The sequence below is a fragment of the Streptomyces peucetius genome, from assembly GCF_025854275.1.
Classification (GTDB): domain Bacteria; phylum Actinomycetota; class Actinomycetes; order Streptomycetales; family Streptomycetaceae; genus Streptomyces; species Streptomyces peucetius_A.
On the sequence record NZ_CP107567.1, the window covers coordinates 7,788,370 to 7,806,154 of the forward strand.

General features: G+C 71.2%; 15 protein-coding genes and 1 pseudogene. 6 read left to right on the forward strand and 10 right to left on the reverse strand.

Annotated features, from left to right (window positions below; genetic code table 11):
* Nucleotides 1-77: 77 nt before the first annotated feature.
* The gene (locus OGH68_RS35195; protein ID WP_264249633.1) at nucleotides 78-4,499 is read right to left on the reverse strand and encodes an HAD-IC family P-type ATPase; all 4,422 of its coding nucleotides are present in this window, start codon (nucleotides 4,497-4,499) and stop codon (nucleotides 78-80) included.
* A 570-nt stretch (nucleotides 4,500-5,069) separates the two neighbouring features.
* On the opposite strand from OGH68_RS35195, the gene OGH68_RS35200 reads away from it, so the two are divergent.
* From OGH68_RS35200 to OGH68_RS35215, 4 genes are all read left to right on the forward strand, one after another.
* Nucleotides 5,070-5,483 (forward strand): CBS domain-containing protein, encoded by a 414-nt coding sequence (locus OGH68_RS35200; RefSeq protein ID WP_264250441.1) that lies wholly within the window; start codon nucleotides 5,070-5,072, stop codon nucleotides 5,481-5,483.
* 57 nt (nucleotides 5,484-5,540) lie between these two features.
* Complete coding sequence (locus tag OGH68_RS35205) at nucleotides 5,541-6,287, forward strand: PP2C family protein-serine/threonine phosphatase (protein WP_264249634.1); 747 nt, start codon at nucleotides 5,541-5,543, stop codon at nucleotides 6,285-6,287.
* 62 nt (nucleotides 6,288-6,349) lie between these two features.
* On the forward strand, nucleotides 6,350-7,450 hold the full coding sequence (locus tag OGH68_RS35210; protein ID WP_264249635.1) for a CapA family protein: 1,101 nt from the start codon (nucleotides 6,350-6,352) through the stop codon (nucleotides 7,448-7,450).
* Between the two features lie 32 nt (nucleotides 7,451-7,482).
* Nucleotides 7,483-8,169: a DUF899 domain-containing protein gene (locus OGH68_RS35215; protein ID WP_264249636.1), complete on the forward strand. Its 687-nt coding sequence runs from the start codon at nucleotides 7,483-7,485 to the stop codon at nucleotides 8,167-8,169.
* A gap of 127 nt (nucleotides 8,170-8,296) precedes the next feature.
* Here OGH68_RS35215 and OGH68_RS35220 read toward each other — a convergent pair whose 3' ends face one another.
* From OGH68_RS35220 to OGH68_RS35235, 4 genes and pseudogenes are all read right to left on the reverse strand, one after another.
* A complete protein-coding gene (locus tag OGH68_RS35220; protein WP_264249639.1) occupies nucleotides 8,297-9,472 on the reverse strand; it encodes a GTP-binding protein in 1,176 nt (391 codons plus the stop codon).
* Nucleotides 9,473-9,477: 5 nt separating this feature from the next.
* A complete protein-coding gene (rpmF, locus tag OGH68_RS35225; protein ID WP_264249641.1) occupies nucleotides 9,478-9,648 on the reverse strand; it encodes a 50S ribosomal protein L32 in 171 nt (56 codons plus the stop codon).
* A 95-nt stretch (nucleotides 9,649-9,743) separates the two neighbouring features.
* Nucleotides 9,744-10,866: pseudogene (locus tag OGH68_RS35230) on the reverse strand (aromatic ring-hydroxylating oxygenase subunit alpha).
* Nucleotides 10,867-11,005: 139 nt separating this feature from the next.
* Nucleotides 11,006-12,814 (reverse strand): GcvT family protein, encoded by a 1,809-nt coding sequence (locus OGH68_RS35235; RefSeq protein ID WP_264249642.1) that lies wholly within the window; start codon nucleotides 12,812-12,814, stop codon nucleotides 11,006-11,008.
* Between OGH68_RS35235 and OGH68_RS35240 the strand changes: the two genes are divergently transcribed.
* On the forward strand, nucleotides 12,800-13,090 hold the full coding sequence (locus OGH68_RS35240; RefSeq protein WP_413471072.1) for an oxidoreductase C-terminal domain-containing protein: 291 nt from the start codon (nucleotides 12,800-12,802) through the stop codon (nucleotides 13,088-13,090). The two genes, OGH68_RS35235 and OGH68_RS35240, sit on opposite strands and share 15 nt — an antisense overlap.
* Nucleotides 13,091-13,134: 44 nt before the next feature.
* Here the strand turns inward: OGH68_RS35240 and OGH68_RS35245 are convergent, their stop codons facing one another.
* Complete coding sequence (locus OGH68_RS35245; RefSeq protein ID WP_264249643.1) at nucleotides 13,135-13,914, reverse strand: class I SAM-dependent methyltransferase; 780 nt, start codon at nucleotides 13,912-13,914, stop codon at nucleotides 13,135-13,137.
* A gap of 136 nt (nucleotides 13,915-14,050) precedes the next feature.
* Between OGH68_RS35245 and OGH68_RS35250 the strand changes: the two genes are divergently transcribed.
* Complete coding sequence (locus OGH68_RS35250) at nucleotides 14,051-14,281, forward strand: hypothetical protein (RefSeq protein ID WP_264249645.1); 231 nt, start codon at nucleotides 14,051-14,053, stop codon at nucleotides 14,279-14,281.
* A gap of 143 nt (nucleotides 14,282-14,424) precedes the next feature.
* On the opposite strand, the gene OGH68_RS35255 is transcribed toward OGH68_RS35250, so the two are convergent.
* From OGH68_RS35255 to OGH68_RS35270, 4 genes are all read right to left on the reverse strand, one after another.
* Complete coding sequence (locus OGH68_RS35255; protein WP_264249647.1) at nucleotides 14,425-14,997, reverse strand: SMI1/KNR4 family protein; 573 nt, start codon at nucleotides 14,995-14,997, stop codon at nucleotides 14,425-14,427.
* Nucleotides 14,998-15,355: 358 nt separating this feature from the next.
* Nucleotides 15,356-15,781, reverse strand: coding sequence for a VOC family protein (locus OGH68_RS35260; protein WP_264249648.1), 426 nt, complete (start codon nucleotides 15,779-15,781; stop codon nucleotides 15,356-15,358).
* Between the two features lie 77 nt (nucleotides 15,782-15,858).
* Nucleotides 15,859-16,725 carry a sugar phosphate isomerase/epimerase family protein gene (locus tag OGH68_RS35265; protein ID WP_264249649.1) on the reverse strand — a complete coding sequence of 289 codons (867 nt, stop codon included), beginning with the start codon at nucleotides 16,723-16,725 and terminating at the stop codon, nucleotides 15,859-15,861.
* Nucleotides 16,722-17,738 (reverse strand): Gfo/Idh/MocA family protein, encoded by a 1,017-nt coding sequence (locus OGH68_RS35270; RefSeq protein ID WP_264249650.1) that lies wholly within the window; start codon nucleotides 17,736-17,738, stop codon nucleotides 16,722-16,724. Before OGH68_RS35270 ends, OGH68_RS35265 begins: the two co-directional genes overlap by 4 nt.
* Between the last annotated feature and the right edge of the window lie 47 nt (nucleotides 17,739-17,785).

Genomic DNA, 17,785 nt, shown 5'->3' on the forward strand with positions numbered 1-17,785 from the left:
ACCAAGACCGAGATCAAAGCCGGCACCAAAGCCGGGACCAAGGATGCCACCGCCGTTCGCCTGCGACAGGCGCACCGTCACGGTGTTGGGGTGGCGGGGAAGGCCATGCGCGCGGCGACATGGCCGAGGACGGTGGCGGTGACGATCGCGCCGAGGGCGATGCCCCAGGCGACGGGGCCGAGCGGCGTGCAGCCGAAGAACTGGCTGACGCCGGGGATCTGGATGATCGCGACGAGGACGGCCGCGGAGCCGAGTCCGGCCACGAGGACGTTGCGGTCCGTGCCGCCTGCGGTGAGCGTCTGGGCCAGTTGGGTACCGACCACCGCCGCCAGGGCGACGGTGGAGGCACGCCGGCCCCGGCCCGTGATGCGGGCCGCGGCCCAGGCCAGGCCGGCGCCGGTGGCGGTGGTGATGCCGCGCAGCAGCATCTCCCGGGTGAGGGCGGCGCCCAGCGAGCGGTGCGGCCCCTCGGCGAGAAGGCGCTCGCCGCTCTGGCCGGACGGTTCGCGTACGGCGATGGCCAGGGAGGGCGCGAGGTCGGTGAGGAGGTTCACGAGCATGATCTGGCGGGCGTTCAGCGGCGTGGCACCGGTGAGCGTCGAGGTGAGGACGCTGAAGGTGACTTCGCCGAGGTTTCCCCCGATGAGGATGGCGAGCGCCGCGCGGACCGAGGTCCACATGGCCCGGCCCTCCATGAGGGCGGAGACGATGGTCTCCAGCCGGTCGTCGGTGACGACGAGGTCCGCGGCCGCCGTCGCGGCCGGCGTGCCACGGCGTCCGAGAGCGATGCCGACGTCGGCGAGCCGGATGGCGGCAGCGTCGTTGGCCCCGTCGCCGGTCATGGCGACGACCCGGCCGATGCGCTGGTAGGCCTGGACGATCCTGACCTTGTGGGTGGGGCTGCAGCGGGCGATGACGTCGACACCGGGCAGCAGCGCGTCCAGGGCGTCGTCGTCCAGTTCGTCGATCTCCGGCCCGGTGGACACGCGGGGTTCCGTGATGTCGCTGATCGTGGAGGCGATGGCGTCGGCGGTGGCCGGGTGGTCGCCGGTGAGCATGACGGTGTGCACGCCGGCCTCGCGCAGTCGTGCCGTCGCGGGCGCGGCGCTCTCGCGCACCGGGTCGGCGAGCGTGAGGAAGCCCAGGAACACCAGCTCCCGCACGGCCTCGTCGGTGAGATCCTCGCCCTTGTCCATGCGGCGTTCGGCCACGGCCAGGACTCGGCGCCCCGCCGCCGCGAGTTCCTCGGCCGCTTCGGCGAGGTCTCTCCTGGACGCGTCGTCGAGAGCCACGGTGCCGTGCTGCCGGCGGCGCCTGGCGCACCGGCCGACGACGTTCTCCGGCGCGCCCTTCACGCTGAGCAGGACATGGCCGCCGCTGCGGCCGACCGTCGCGTGGTACGCCCGGGCCGGTTCGAAGGGGAGGGCGTCCGTGCGGCGCCAGTGCGGGGCTCCCGCACGCGTGGTGACGCCTCCGCGGCGAGCGCCGGCGACGATCGCCCGGTCGGTCTGGTGGGCCATCGGTTCGGCCTCGCGGGCGGGCGGGGTGGCGCGCAGCGCGGCGGCCAGAATCTCCTTGCCGCGGCTGTCGAGCCGGTCGACGGCAGCGATGCCGTCGCCGTCACCGACCCCGGTGAGTTCCAGCGTGCCTTCGGTGAGGGTGCCGGTCTTGTCGAAGCAGAGGACGTCGGCGCGGCCGAGCGCTTCGATGGTGCGGGGGTTGCGTACGAGGGCGCCGATGTCGGCCAGGCGCCTGGCGGCGGCCAGTTGGGCGGCGTTGACGAGGAAGGGCAGGCCTTCGGGGACGGAGGCGACGGCCAGATTGACGGCGGAGGCGAGATTGTCGGTCAGGGGACGGCCGTGGAGCAGCCCGGAGAGGGCGACCGCGACGGCGGACCCGAGGGCGATGGGCATGCTGGCGCGGGTCAGGGACGACAGCCGGGCCTCCACACCTGTTTCCGGTGCGGCCTGCCGCGCGGTGGCGAGACTGCGACCGGCTTCCGTGGCGGAGCCGGTCGCCACGACGACGGCGGTGGCCCGTCCGGAGGAGACGGTGGTGCCCTCGTAGAGCATCGAGTGACGCCCGGTGATGTGGGCGGCGACGACCGGCGCCGGATCCTTGCCCACGGAGAGGGACTCTCCCGTGAGGGAGGACTCGTCGACCTCGAGGCCGTCCGCCTCCAGCAGTCGGCAGTCCGCGGGCACGACGTCCTCGGGCCGCAGGGAGACGACATCGCCGGGAACGAGATCGTTCGAGGTGACGAGCCGCTCCCGGCCCTCACGCCGCACCCGCGCCCCGATGGCCGACTGGGCGAAGAGCTCGGCGAGCGCGCGATCCGTCTTCACCCGCTGGAAGCCGCCGACCAGAGCGGAGACGCCGGTGATGGCGGCGACCAGAGCCGCGTCGGTACGGGATCCGACGGCGGCGGCCAGAGCGGCGCCGGCGGCGAGAATCGGGGTGAGCGGATTGGACATCTCCTCGACGAACGCGTACGGCAGCGTCAGTTTCGCCGGCTCACCCGCGTGCGCCTCTGCGCTGCGGGCCGCCGCCTCCTGCGCGGAGAGACCCTCCGGCCGGGTACGCAGCCGCTCCATGACGCGGTCGGCGGGCATGAGGTGCCAGGGGACGGTGGTCACCGGCGGGGCGAGGGGGCGGCTCAGCAGTTGCCGGGCCCGCCAGGCGCCCAGGCAGAACGCCACAGCCCCGGCCGCGTTGCTCACTGCCAGCACCCGCGCCGTCGCTCGCCACGCCGGTGCCTGCAACGCGGCGACAGCGCCGACCCCGCTGCCGCCGGCGGCCAGGTAGTGGCTGTCGCGGTCCACCACGGTGGCCGCTCCCACCGCGTCGACGATCAAGCCCGCGGCTTCGAGGTCGGCCCCGACCAGAACGTGTGCCCCCCAGGGGGTGTGCTGCTGGTCCCGGTGGATCCCGATCGCGCAGTCCGCCGCGGCGAGCGCCCGGCGGTTGCCGGAGATGAGCAGCACGACCGCCCCGTCGGCCTGCAGATCGCGCACCGACGCGGCCAGACGGTCGCCCGCCGGCACCACGGCATCGGCGAACGCGAAGCCGGGACCCTCCAGGTCGGACGCGACGACCACCCGCGCCCCGGCCCGGCGGGCGGCTGCGGCGACGGCCTCGGCGCCGGGAGCCGACTGGGTGCCCAGCCCGGCCACCGCCTGGAGCCGGCGCCCGTGCGCCAGGCCCAGTACCTTCTCGCTGCCGCGCCGCCGCAGCCGTTTCGCCGCCTTGCCGCCGGTCCGGCCTTCCAGGACCAGGTCGTCCAGCGGTCCCAGCGTCCAGTCGCCGGCGCTGCGGGTGGCCAGAGGCATATCGTCATCGAAGAGGGCGAACAGCCGCTCGGACGCCTGCTCGGGGTCGGTGTCCCCGAGCACTTCCAGATCCACGGGCTCGTACCGGTCGCCCCGCAGCGCCTCTTCCTCGAGGAGGATCGTGTCCACCTGGCCGAGGCGCCGCAGCGCCGTACGGTCCATCGTCACCGCACCGCGCAGAGCCAGATACCGTCCCAGGCTCGTGGCGAAGCCCTCACGCCCCGCGCCGGGTGCCTTCGGCACCGAAGCCAGGGCGACGGCGACCGCCTTGCGGATGCCGGCGAACGGCAACGCCATGACGCCGGCGGCCAGCCCTGCCGCCATCGACCGCTCCGCGTACCGGTCGGCACCGTCCTGAGGCGGCGGACCGGTACGGCCGGCCGTGACCGCGTCGGCCGACGCCTCCTCCGGGCCACGTACGAGCAGGCTCTCGCGCTCGTGCCACGCCGTGCGCTCGGCGCTCGCCTCGCGCCACACCGCCAGGCGCTGGAGCACGTCCAGGGCGAGCCCCCCGCCGCCCGTGGCGACACCCTGGACGAGGGCACCGATCACGGGCAGCAGCGAGTCGGCCTGCTCGGTCCCGCTGACGTCGTCGATCAGATGCCGAAGCCGCGGGTGGTGGCGAACGGCGTCGATGCCCCCGGCGACCTCCGGCGGCAGACCGAACCACGGAGCGACCCGCCGCACGGTCACCAGGGCCAGCCCCAGCGTGTCGGCCACCAGAGCCGGAACCGAGGGGAACGGCGGACCCTCCGCCGGATGATGCGGCTCCGGCTGCCAGTCGTCGAAGGCTTCCGCGTCCGCGGCGCGGTCGCCTTCGGCCTGCTCCACCAGCGCGACCAGTTCGCTGTCCGGCGGGGGCGGCGAATCGACCGCGATGATCACCCGTTCCATGGGGGCGTTCACCCGCGCCCACAGCACTCCCGGATGCTCCTCCACCGCCCGCTCCACACGACGGGCGACGGCCTCTCCCTCGGCGCCGTGCACGCCGCAGACCGTGACGTAGCAGCGTCCCGACGTCCACGACACCTCACGGCGGTGCCCGTCGAGAAGACGTTCGGCGAGCCCCCAGGCAGCACGGGCGCCGGACGCCATCTGTTCAGCGGCGCCCGCGACGACCGAACGCAGCAAGGGAGGCACGCCCAGGGGGAAGGAAGGCTCGGGTGACATGAGCCGTGCCTCCTCGTGCAGACCGGCCGGTGCGAATGAACGTCAGAAGCAGTCTCGGTGAAACTCATGAAACCGGCGATACGGGATAGACCTATTGATAGTGGATACACAGGTTCTGACGGAACAGGCGAGGCGATGACCGTGACTTCCGCGCACCGAACCCACGTCCCGGCCGGCACCGGAACCGTCGCCGGGAACGAGCGCCCGGCCCAGCCCCCTCGTGAAGGCCCACCGTCGGCGGCAGGCAAGCGGCGCACGGTCACGCTGACCGTGCCCTCACCCGACCGGGTGGCGAGCGGTGCCCTCAACGCCGCCATGCTCCCGGTCGCCGTCGCCCGGCAGGTGCTCCCCGCCAAGAAGGGCCTCCCCCTCTATCTGGGAGTGGGCGCCCTCGCAGCCGCGGACGTCCTGGAGTGGCCGGTCGCCATCGGGATCGGCGTCGGCTACGCCGTGCTGCGCCGCGGCGGGGTTCTGGACGGCCCGACCGGCACCGCATCTGGTGCGGAGCCCGCCACCCGGCCGTCCGCACAGTCCGCACAGTCCGAGGAGTCCGAGGAGGAGAAAACAGGCATGCCCACCGCGCGCGAGATCATGACCCCGGACGCCACCTGTGTCGGCGCCAGGGAAACCGTCCTGGACGCAGCGAAGATGATGACCGAACTGGGCGTCGGCGCCCTGCCCATCTGCGGAGCCGACGAAAGGCTCAAGGGCATGCTCACCGACCGCGACATCGTCGTGAAGGTCCTCGGCGCAGGCAAGGATCCAGCCAAGGTCAAGGCCGGCGACCTCGCCCAGGGCGAAGTGGTGACCATTGGTGCCGACGACGGCGCCGAGGAGATCCTGCGGACCATGAGCCGGCACAAGGTCCGCCGTCTCCCGGTCATCGACGGCCACATCCTGGTGGGCATCGTCGCCCAGGCCGATGTGGCCCGCGCGCTGCCCGACCCCAAGGTCGGTGACCTGATCGCATCCATCTCCACCTGATCCGACGAGCCGGAGAAGGTGGCTCATGCGGTGCCGTTTCCGAGAGGCGGGACTGTGATGCGGTATGTGACGGTGACCGCCCTGAGCCATCCCGGGCTGGTCCGCGACCACAACGAGGACAGCCTTGTCGTCGGCCCGTGGACGCTGTGCGGCACCGTGACCGAGAATCCGCAGACGTTCGTCTTCCCGCTCGGCACCCCGCTCGTCGTCGCGGTCGCCGACGGCATCGGCGGACAGCCGGGCGGCGAGGTGGCCAGCGCCCTGGTCGTCCGGCACCTGGCGTCGTACGGCCCTTCCCTCGACGGTGAGGAAGCCGTCCGCGACGTGCTGAACGTCTGCAACGAGGCGGTGTACGCGGCGGCCGACCGTGATCCGTCGCTGACCACCATGGGCACCACCGTCGCGGGCGTGGTCGTGCTGGACGAGTCGCTGCTGGTGTTCAACGTGGGCGACAGCAGAGTGCTCGACGCGTCCGCCGACGATCTGCGGCGGCTGAGCGTGGACGACAGCCCGGCGCCGGCGCCGGGGCAGCGCACCACGTCACTGGTCACACAGGCCCTCGGGGGCGCTCACCGGTTCAGCGCCGTCACCCCGCACGTCACGACGTCACCGCTCTCCGGAGCCGGTCGCTGGCTGGCGTGCACGGACGGCCTGACCGACCCGGTGCCGGAGGAGTCGCTCGGCGACCTGTTGCGCGCCCACGACGGTGGCAGGGCGGCCTTCGAAATGTGGAAGTCCGCCGTCGCAGCAGGGGGCCCCGACAACATCACGCTCGCGCTGATCGGCATCGGCGTCGACGAGTAGCGGTCCGGTCCGGTGCCGTGCCGTCGGATCCCATGGCCCTGACCTGAGGAAAGGGTGGTGGCATGGTCACTTTGTTCCTCTGCGGCGATGTCATGCTCGGCCGGGGTGTCGACCAGATCCTTCCGCACCCCGGTGACCCCGAGCTGCGGGAGGACTACGTACGGGACGCCCGGGCCTATGTCGAGCTGGCGGAGACGGCGAACGGCCCCATTCCCCGTCCCGTCGACTTCTCGTGGCCATGGGGCGACGCGCTGCAGGTGCTGGACGAAGCCGCGCCCGACGCGCGAGTGGTCAATCTGGAGACCAGCGTCACGCGACACGACACCTTCGCCGCCGGCCGGTACATCCACTACCGGATGAACCCCGCCAACCTCCCTTGCCTGGCAGTTGCCCGCCCCGACGTCTGCGCGCTGGCCAACAACCACGTCCTGGACTTCGGCCACCGCGGACTGGAGGAGACGCTCGACGCCTTGGCGGGCGCGGGTCTGCGCACGGCCGGGGCGGGGCGGAACGCCCACGAGGCGAGGCGTCCGGCGATCGTCCCCGTGGACGGCGACCGCAGGATCCTCGTCTTCTCCTTCGGGATGACCTCCAGCGGCGTCCCACAGCAGTGGGCCGCGACGGGACCCCGGGGCGGCGTCCATTTCGTGGCAGGGCCGTCGAAGGCCGCCGCGGCCGGGACGGCCGGCCGGGTACAGCAGGTGAAGCGGCCCGGTGACCTCGTCGTGGCGTCGGTCCACTGGGGTTCCAACTGGGGCTACCCCGTCTCCCGTGACCAGGTCGCCTTCGCGCATGCGCTGATCGACGGCGGCGTGGACGTCGTGCACGGGCACTCCTCGCACCATCCCCGGCCCCTGGAGGTCTACCGGGGGAAGCTCATCCTCTACGGGTGCGGCGACTTCATCGACGACTACGAGGGCATCACGGGCTACGAGGAGTACCGGGACGACCTGCGGCCGCTGTATCTCGTCTCGGTGGATCCGGACACCGGCAGGCTCGCCGATGTGCGGATCACTCCCTTGCAGGCCCGGCGGATGAGGCTGCGGCACGCCTCCTGGGAGGACTCCCACTGGCTGCGCGCGCTCTTCGACCGGATCGGCCACGGCTTCCACCCGGGCGCCGACTCCGCTCCCGAGGGCACGTTCGTTCTCCGCCCGTCATGAGTTTGCACCCGAGCCGGAAGGTGGACACCGCCATGAAGACACCGCCGATCGTCACCCCGCGCGAGTGGGAAGCCGCGCGCGAGCAGCTGCTCGTGAAGGAGAAGGAACTGACCCGTGCCCGGGACGCGCTGGCCGCGATGCGCCGGCGCATGCCGTGGACGGCCGTGGACAAGGAATACGGGTTCGACGGGCCCGAAGGCAGGGCGAGCCTGCCCGACCTGTTCGAGGGCCGTCGCCAGCTGATCGTCTACCGTGCCTTCTTCGAGCCCGGAGTCTCCGGCTGGCCCGACCACGCGTGCGTCGGCTGCTCCATGGTGGCCGATCACGTCGCCCACCTCGCCCATCTGAACGCCCGCGACACCACTCTCGTCTTCGCCTCGCGCGCACCGCAGCCGGACATCGGGCGGTTGAAGGCGCGGATGGGCTGGACGATGCCCTGGTACACCATGACCGACGAGTTCGACGCCGACTTCGGCGTGGACGAGTGGCACGGCACGAACGCGTTCATCCGCGACGGCGACAGCGTGTTCCGCACCTACTTCGTCAACAACCGCGGCGACGAAGCGTTGGGGACCACATGGAGCTACCTCGACATGACCGCGCTCGGACGGCAGGAGGAATGGGAGGACTCGCCGGAGGGATACCCCCGGACCCCGCCCTACGACTGGTGGAACTGGCACGACGCGTACGACGGTGACGCCGAGCCGCCGCAGGGATAGGCCCTCGCGGAAGACGGGGCCGAGGCAGCTGCGGGAGACCCGGTCGGTCCTCCTCCACCCGTGGCGGACGCCGGCGCGGGCCCGGGCCGGGCGATGCCGTGGCTGCACCACCGCCCGGCCCGGAGTCTCACACGCCCGTCACCGCGGCGGCGTGGTGCTCGTGCTCGCACGCTTCATCGATCCCGAAGGTCTCCCAGGCGGGGAAGGGATCATCGTGCCGGGCCACTTCGCCGTCGGCCGTCAGACACGCGTCGAGCGCGGCGCGCAGCGCGGGAACATCGAGCTGTGTGCCGATGAACACCAGTTCCTGCCCCTGGGCGGTGCCCGGTTCGCAGGCACCGGAGGGTTCGAAGCGGGCCACCGAACCGGCCTGCGACCACAAGCCGGTCACACGGGGACGGCCGGCCAGCCGGAAGAATCCTTTGGACCGCAGGATCTGCCCGAAGGAGCCGCTGTCGAGTCCTTCGGTGACGAACTCCCACAGCCTGACCGGGTGGAACGGCCGGCCCGCGCGGTAGACCGTCGACGAGATGCCGTACTCCTCGGTCTCCGGGACGTGGTCGCCGTTGAGTTCCCTCACCCAGCCCGGCGCCTGCTGCGCCCGCTCGAGATCGAACAGCCCCGTGCCGAGGATGTCCGCCGGGCGGACCCGCCCATGGGTGGCGGAGACGATCCGGGCTGCCGGGTTGAGGCGGGTCAGCGCGGCACGCAGCCGGACCGCGTCCTGCGTGTCGACGAGGTCGAGCTTGTTGACGACGATGACGTCGGCGAACTCGACCTGGTCCATCAGCAGGTCGCTGACGGTGCGTTCGTCGTCCTCGTACTGGTCCAGTCCGCGTTCGGCGAGATCGTCGCCCTCTGTCAGCTCGGGCAGGAAGTTGACCGCGTCCACGACGGTGACCATGGTGTCCAGCCGGGCCAGGTCACCCAGGGTCGCGCCGTCGTCGCGCGGGAACGCGAACGTCGCGGCGACCGGCATCGGTTCGGAAATACCGCTCGACTCGATCAGCAGGTGGTCGAAGCGCCCCTCCCGGGCCAGTCGGTCCACCTCTTCGAGCAGGTCGTCCCTCAAGGTGCAGCAGATGCACCCGTTGGTCATCTCGACCAGGCGTTCCTCGGTGCGTGACAGCGCGGCCTCACCACCTCTCACCAGGGCGGCATCGATGTTGATCTCGCTCATGTCGTTGACGATCACCGCGACACGCAGACCCTCGCGGTTGCCGAGGACATGATTGAGCAGCGTCGTCTTGCCGGCGCCGAGGAAGCCCGACAGGACGGTCACCGGCAGGCGACCATCGCTCACGGCGGTCACCCTTCCGGTCGCAGCAGGCCACGCTCGTACGCCTTGGCCAGCCGCTGCGGCACCAGGTACGACGTGCCGTCGACCGTGACAGGCACCAGCTGAGGTGTTGTCGCCTTCCACTGCGCACGGCGGTGGCGGGTGTTGCTGCGGGACATCTTGCGTTTCGGGACAGCCATGAGAACTCCGGTGTGAGGAACGGACTTCGCCACCCTACATGAAAATGATTTCCGTTTGCCATTGGCGCTCGCCGAGACGGGCCTGCCCGGAGTCGTCAGGCGTCCAGCCGCTCCGTCAGCCAGGCGTGGAAGATGCCGATGTGGTGCTCGGTGGGCACCAGCACCCCGCCGGAGCGGTAGGCGCGGGACGCCATCGCCGGCTGGGCGCGCTCGCAGGCCTCGAAGTCCTGCGCGTTGACGCGGTGGAACAGTTCCACGGACTTCGACACGTCCGCACCGGACTCGATCACCTCCGGCGCGTACAGCCAGTCGCACTCGACGACCGTCCGGTCCTCGGCGAGCGGGAACATCCGGTGCAGGATCACATGGTCGGGCACCAGATTGACGAAGACGGTCGGTTTTACGGTGACGGCGTAGTAGCGGCGGTTCTGTTCGTCCGTGACGCCGGGCAGCCTGGCGAAGTCCTCGCTGCCGTCGACGGTGAAGCCCTTGACGTCCTCGCCGAACTCGGCGCCGTGGCCCACGTAGTACTGCGCCGCGTATCCGTCCGCGAACTCCGGCAGCACCTCGGTGAGTTCCGGGTGGATCGTCGCGCAGTGGTAGCACTCCATGAAGTTCTTCGACGATCAGCTTCCAGTTCGCCTTCACGTCGTAGGTGACGCGCCTGCCGAGCGCGAGGTCCTCGGTGCGGTAGCGCTCGATCGACGCGGCGTCGCCGAGCCGCTCCACGGCCGCGTCGATCACGGTCTCCTCGAAGGACGGCGGCTCGTCGGACAGGTACACCCAGGCGCAGCCCTGCCATTCGTGCAGCGCCACTGGCACCAGCCCGTACCCGGCGCGGTCGACGTCGGGCATCTTCGCCAGATTCGGCGCGGCGACCAGCCTGCCGTCGAGGTCGTACGTCCAGGCGTGGTACGGGCACTGCAGGGAACGCCGCACCTCGCCCGACTCCTGAAGACACAGCCGGGCGCCGCGGTGGCGGCAGATGTTGAGAAAGGCCCTCAGCTCACCGGCACGGTTGCGGTTGACGATGACGCTCTCGCGGCCGACCTGCACGGTACGGAACGCGCCCGGCCCGCCGAGGTCGGCGCTGCGCACCGCGCAGAACCACATCGACTCGAACAGCCGCTCCTGTTCCCGCCGGAAGATCTCCGGATCGGTGTAGAAGCGGCCCGGCAGGGTGGCGATGAGACTGGCTGGAAGGGGAGTTTTCGTCACGGCGGGCTCCTCAGGCGGGTACGGCCGGCAGCCGGTGATAGGGGCGGAAAGGCGCGAGGGGGTGCTCGGTGGTGCCGTTCGGCGACAGGCCGGTGCGCGCGGCGCGCGGGTACGGCGGGTGACGTGTCCGCCGGCCTTCCTAGCGCCGGATGCGGCTCATGTCCGGGTCGAACAAAGGCTCGTCGGCGACGGTCGCCGGGACCTTCTCGCCGAAGTACTCGACGTGCACGGCGGTGCCCGCCGCCGGCGGCGGCAGCCAGGCGTAGACGACGCAGCGGCCCAGCGTGTAGCCGTACGAGGCGCTGGTGACATAACCGGCCGGCGCGCCGTCGACGTACACCGGTTCCTTGCCGAGGACGACCGCCGCCGGGTCGTCGAGGAGCAACGCGGTCAGTCTGCGCCGCACCTCGCCCGCCTTCTCCAGGGCCTTGCGGCCCACGAAGTCGCCCTTGTCCAGGCGGACGGCGAAGCCGACGCCCGCCTCGTACTGGTTGTGCTCGTCGGTCATGTCGTGGCCCCAGGCGCGGTAGCCCTTCTCCAGCCGCAGGCTGTTGAACGCCGACCGGCCGGCGGCGATCACCCCGTGCTCCTGTCCGGCCTCCCACAGGGTGTCCCACAGCCGCAGGCCCAGATCGGCGCTGGTGTACAGCTCCCAGCCCAGCTCGCCCACGTAACTCAGCCGCAGTGCGGTGACCGGCACATGGCCGATGTGGGACTGCCGGGCCCGGAAGTAGCCGAAGCCCTGGTGCGAGAAGTCGTCGCGGGTGAGCGGCTGCACCAGCTCGCGGGCGAGCGGCCCCCACACACCGATGCAGCAGGTGCCGGAGGTGATGTCCCGGATCCGGACGTCGTCCGGGGCGTGCCGCAGCAGCCAGTCCTCGTCCGCGCGCGAGTTGGCGCCGATCTGGAACCGGTCGGCGGCGAGCCGCGCCACGGTCAGGTCGGAGCGGATACCGCCCCTCTCGTCGAGAAGCAGCGTGTAGGTCACCGCGCCGGGCTTGTTGGCCAGGTTGTTGCTGGTCATCCGCTGCAGGAAGGCGAGTGCGCCGGGCCCGGTGACCTCCAGCCGGCGCAGCGGCGTCATGTCGTACAGGGCGACCTTCTCGTGGGTGGCCTTCGCCTCCGCGGCGGCGATCGGCGACCAGTGGCGGGCCGACCAGGCGTCGCGCGCGGGCAGTTCGACGTCCTCGGCGAGCGGTGCGTTCGCCTCGTACCAGTGCGGACGCTCCCAGCCGCCGCCCTCGAGGAAGTACGCCCCGAGCTCCTGCTGGCGCGCGTAGAAGGGGCTGACCCGCAGCGGCCGAGGCCGGTCCATGGGCTGCAGCGGGTGCAGCACGTCGTAGACCTCGACGAACTGCTGGGTCCCGCGGTCCGCCACATAGGCGGGGGAGCGCTGGGCGTCCTCGAAGCGGGTGAGGTCGCACTCGTGGACGTCCGTCGAGGGCCGGCCGTCGACCATCCACTCGGCGACGGCCTTCGCCACTCCCGCCGAGTGCGTCACCCAGACGGCCTCGGCGAGCCAGAAGCCGCGCAGCGAGCGGGCCTCGCCGAGGACCGGCATGCCGTCGGGAGTGAAGGAGAAGACACCGTTGAAGCCCTCCTCCACCTCGGAGTCCGCGAGAGCCGGCATCAGCCAGGCGCAGTCCTCCCAGCTCGGGTCGCAGTCCTCCCTCGTGAACGGATACGACGACGGCATTCGCATCGGCGTGGCCGGCGCGTCGTCGTACGCGGGGACGGTGAACGGGTCGACGGGCAGCGGCTTGTGGGCGTAGCTTCCGATGCCGATGCGGTCCGTGTGCTCGCGGAAGTACAGGTCGCGGTCCTGGAACCGCAGGATCGGCCGGGAAGCCTCCGTGCCGGGGTCGTTCACACCGGCGTGCTCCGGCAGCGGCCCCGTCCTGGCGTACTGGTGGGCGAGCGGCAGCAGCGGTACATGGACGCCGGCCATGCGGCCGACGTGCTGGCCGGGCGCACCGTCGAACACGTACGCCCGCTGCCCTACTTCTGGTCCGACCAGTACGGGGCCCGCATCCAGTTCGCGGGACGGCGCCGCGAAGGGGACACCGTACGCGTCGCCGAGGGCTCCACGGACGAGGGCAGTTTCCTCGCACTGTACGAGCGTGACGGGTCCACGACAGGGGTGCTCGCCGTCGACCGGCCCCGCCCCTTCCTGCGCGTCCGCCGCGAACTCACCCGCACGACCCGTCCGGCACCGGCCCTTTGACCTCCCGACACCTACGTGTCGGTCCGCCGCGAACCGCTCCGTTTTCACGCCGTCAGCTGGAACAGCCGGGCGGTGTGCATGTACGGCGGACGCGCGGTGGCGGCGAGCTCCAGCCGCTCGAGATCGGCGTAGAACGCCGGGTCGTACTTCCGCGAGTCGTCGGTGATGTAGTCGCAGAAACTGCGGATGCCGCAGTGCTCCACGTCCCTGCAGCCGAGGCCCCGCAGGACGGGGACGATCTCCTCGGCCGTGTGAAGCCTCAGCGCTGAGTCGAACATCCGGGTCCGTGCCTGGGCCGCGTCGAGCGCGCCCAGCGCGGCGGCGGGGTCCATGTCGCGAACGGCGACGTTCAGGGCGGCCGAGTGCCGGTTGATCGCCATCACCGAGAACAGCCCGCCGTGCCTCAGCGGGGCAAGGGCGGCGGCGAGCACGCCCGGCACGTCGTCCACGTACTGGAGGAGGTTGTGGCACAGCACCACGTCGAACGCTCCGTCGGCGATTTCGGCGGGCAGAGCCGTCGCGTCGGTCTGCACGCAGGTGATCAGCTCCGTCAGACCGGCCGCCGAGGCCCGCTCGGACGCGGCGGCGAGCATGGCGGGGGCGTAGTCGACGACGGTGACGTGATGGCCGCGGCCCGCGAGGCGGATGGCGTCGCCGCCGTCACCGCCGGCGAGGTCGAGTATGCGCAACGGGCCGCCGTCGTCGCCGAGTCGACGGGCGAGGTTTGCCTCGGCGACCGCATAGCGGAGGCGGCCCCAAGGGGCGTCCTGCCATTCCTGCCAGGCTGTCATCGCGGTGTCGAACTTCTCGGGAGCTACAGACATCCGGTGACGATAACTCGACCTGCGTCCCGACCGGCTTCACTCACCTGCGAGTTCGGCGGAGTGCGCTGCCGGGCCCCGATCTTCCTGGCGGGGATTCCCCTGCGTCCCTAGGATGCCTGGCATGGAGATCACCGACATGAGACAGGGGCGTTGTCCGGGGTGCGGGGCGAGCGAGATCTATGAAGTGGAGGCCCCTTCGCGCGCCGGCGGCCACCTCATGCTGAGACTCCAGGACACCCACATGCACAAGAGCTTCCCGCTGCAGACCCTGGTCTGCACGGAGTGCGGCCGCATCCAGCAGCGACTCTCGCTCAACGAGAAGCAGAAGGGTCATCTCATGAGGGCGCTCGGACGCAAGATCACGTAGCACCGGTCGCTCCACGGACAGCGCAACAGCCCGCGTCGCCCGGGCCTGCCGCTCCGACGGCCCCGGGCCCGGCGCGACGTACTGCTCGGCCTCCCTTGGTGCCGAGACGGAGTGACGTGCAGGCATTGGCCCCGCTCCGTAGGTCAGTAAGTCGCTGCCCAGGCTTCAGAACGCCAGTCCGGAAGTTCCTTGTCCAGCCATTCCTCGACAGTCCTCCGCCACGGATCCGAGGGATCGCAGTCGGCGACATCGGCCCATGTGTCCTCGGCCATGTCAGGGACGACTATCAGGCTGTCGAGGTACGCATTGAAGTCCTTGGCCACCGTCGTGAAGACATGGTTGCCCAGATAGCCCGGGTGGGGAACGGCGTGGACGAACGCATGGAGCTGGCCCTGAGCAGCTGGGTTCAGGTCCAGGAGGAGGGTGTCGCTGCCGCCGTTGCGGGCGATCGGCAGTAGACCGGTCAGGGAGACGTCCTCGGCGAGCCACCCGTCGCGACTGCGCCGGTACTCGCCCAGCAGAGTGCCCCAGCCGTATTCACCGGCATCGTCACGGCCCAACTGACAGAGGTCGTCGAAGCCCTGGAGGGGTTCCGGTTCACAAGCCGGGAGGCGGACCGAGTAGTGAATGCTCGTTTCTACGTGGCTCCCGGCATCGTCATGTACGTCGGTGAGGGAGACGACAGTGGATTCAGCGCCTGCGTCGGCGCCACCCACCGTAGCGTCCTGAGGCCCCAGGGCGGGGGGGGGGGGGCGGGGGGGGGGGGGGGGGGGGGGGGGGGGGGGGGGGGGGGCGGGGGCGGCGGGGGGGGCCGCGGGCCCCCCCCCCCCCCCCCCCCCCCCCCCCGCCCTGGGGCCTATGGGAAAGCCAAGCGGCTGTTGCCGTCACGGCTGCTGGTAATCGGCATCGGGGCAGTCAGTTCGCTGGAGGTGCCCGCGTGTGGAAGCCCGGCGCGCCGCGGGCCGAGCCGCCGTGGGGTCGTCCGCCCCGGCCGGGGCCCTTGGCGGGCCCCGGCCCCGTGAGCCACCGGGACCGCTCGCCTCGGGGCCTCGTCGGCGGTGGCCTCGGCCGCCGTCACGCCACCGGCTCGCCGATGCCCAGCATGTTTCCCTCGCTGTCCCGGAACCAGGCGCCGCGTTCACCCCGTGCGCCCTTGCTGGGGTAGTTGCCCTCGATCTCGGCGATGCCGTCCTCCGTCCGGAAACCGGGCACGTCGACGTCCTCGAACGCCACACCCCGGCGCTTGAGCTCCGATACGACCGTCTCGATGTCGTCGACCTCCCACGCCATCTGGGTGAAGGTGCCGGGCGAGGTGCCATGTGACCTGAACACCACGAAATCCACGCCCCCGCACCGGTACAGCAGCCCACCGGGCCGTTCGTCGACGGGGTCCAGACCGAGCGCTTCGGAGTAGAAGCGTCGCGCCCGGTCCAGGTCCTGAGCCGGCAGCCTGGTCGCCACGCGTGAGCGGGCGAGGATGTTCCTGTCGTGTGTGTTCATGTGCCCACTGTGCCGTGAACCGCGGCCCGACCGGCGGAGGCGCCGGGGGCGAGCCACGGCGGTGGTGCCGGCGGGCTTCAGCCGGCGAGCTCCTTCCCGATGCGGTCCAGCATGAAGGACGACGACTCCCGCGCCCGTTCCTCCCAGGCGAAGACGCAGGCCGTGGCGACCCCGTCGAAGTTCAGCTCGCGCAGCGTGCCGAAGAAGGCGTCCCAGTCGACCTCGCCCTGGCCGATGTCCAGGTGCTGGTGGATACGGGCGGTCGTGCCCGGCGGGTTGAGGATGTAGCGCAGACCCGACGACCCCTTGTGGTTGAAGGAGTCGGCGATGTGCACGTGCTGGAGCTTGTCGCCCGCGTACCGGATCATCGCCGCGATGTCGGCCTGCGGGTCCGCGCCCGAGAGGTGGAAGGAGTGCGGGGCGCAGTACAGGTAGTTCACCCAGGGCCGGTTGATCGCGCGGACGAGATCGACCGCCGGGGTGTTCTCCTCGCAGAAGTCGTCCGGGTGCGCCTCCAGGTTGAGGGCGATGCCTTCGCGTTCGAAGAGTGGCAGCAGCTCCTCCAGCGAGCGCCAGAAGGCGGCCTCGCTCTCGGCGGCGCGGTCCGGCCGGCCGTTGAACTCGGAGTTCATCAGCGGACATCCGAGGTCGGCCGTGATCTCGATCATCCGCTTCCAGTACCGCACGGCGGCCTGTCGCTCGGTCTCGTCCGGCGAGGACCACTTGTACAGCGGGAGCACGGAGGACAGTTTCACCCCGTGCGTGCGCAGTGAGCTCTTCAGCTCGGCCACGCGCTCGTCGTCCGCCCGCGGATGCAGGAAGAACGGCATGAAGTCCTCACGTGGCGACAACTCAATGTATTCGTAGCCGAGTTCGGCGACCGTGCGGACCATCTCGTCGATGGGCAGCGCCCGGAACATGTACGGGTCAAGGGTGATCTTCATGCGGTGCCTCCGTAGAAGGCGGGCCGGGGCTTCATGTCCGTGGCGACGACGCGGCCCGACTCAATGGCCTCGACGGTCGCGCTGGTGATGACGGTCGCGGCGTAGCCGTCCCAGGCGGAGGGACCGCTGGGCTCGTTGCCCGCCGCGAGTTCCGCGATCCACTCGCGGAACTCGGTGTCGAAGGCGTCCGCGAACCGGCCCACCCAGTCCGTGAGGACCTCCGTGCTGTGCCGGCCCGCAGTACGCACGCCGACCGCGGCCGGGTCGGGCAGCCGGACCAGGCCCTCCTCGCCGACAGCCTCGCACTGGATGTCGTACCCGTACTGGCAGTTGACGAAGACCTCGAGATCGATGCGGACGCCCTTGGCGGTCTCGAACAGCATGATCTGCGGGTCCTTCAGGTGCGCGAACCGCCTGCTCGTGGCACGCGGCGTGACGACCTGGGTCGAGACGATCTCGTCGTCGAGCAGCCAGCGCAGGACGTCGATCTCGTGCACCGCCGTGTCCAGCGCGGCCATGTCGGAGGTGTACGTCTCGGGCACAGTCGGGTTGCGGTGGGCGCAGTGCACCACCAGCGGCTCGCCGATCCGGCCGGAGTCGAGGACCTGCTTCAGCTGCCGGTAACCGGCGTCGTAGCGGCGCATGAAGCCGACCTGGACCAGGCGGCGGCCGTGTTCCATCTCCGTCTCGACGATCCTTAGGCAGTCCTCGGCCGTGGTGGCCAGCGGCTTCTCGCAGAACACCGGCTTGCCGGCGGCGATCGCGCCCAGCGCGTGCTCGGCATGGGTGGCGCCCCAGGAGGTGACGAGCACCGCGTCGACGTCGTCCGCCGCGATCAGCTCGGCACCGTCGGCGACGACCCGGGCACCGACCCGGGCCGCGGCCTGCTCGGCGCGAGCGGGGTCGATGTCGGTGACCGCCGTGACCCGGGCGCCGGTGACGGTGCCGGTGAGCCGGCGGATGTGCTCCTGGCCGATCCAGCCGGCGCCGATGACCCCTACGCGCACAGTCATGGGCCTTTCCTTTCTACGGCTCCGGGCCGGCGTCGGCCCGGGAGCAA